Below are 233 nucleotides of genomic sequence, written 5' to 3' on the forward strand. Positions count from 1 at the left end.
GTTTCATGAACCAGCACGGCACGCCGGAAGCGCCGGATGCGCCGTGGGGGCCGACCCGCGTGGTCTACCTGCAGTACGCCAGCGACGCGATCACCTTCTTCGACGTCCACGACGCCTGGCGCAAGCCCGACTGGATGGATGACCCGCGCGGCTTCGACGTCTCGCCGGCGTTGCGCTGGTATCCACTGGTGAGCATGTTCCAGCTGGCGCTGGACATGCTGCTGGCCGATGGC

Annotated in this window: 1 protein-coding gene; it reads left to right on the top strand. The window is 67.4% G+C overall.

The annotated features are described in order from the left end of the window. On the top strand, positions 1 to 233 hold a 233-nt coding region (locus SB773_RS34865), incomplete at both ends, for an alpha/beta-hydrolase family protein (protein ID WP_410595147.1).

This window comes from Bacillus sp. SIMBA_074 (genome assembly GCF_046534555.1).
Classification (GTDB): domain Bacteria; phylum Bacillota; class Bacilli; order Bacillales; family Bacillaceae_G; genus Bacillus_A; species Bacillus_A mycoides.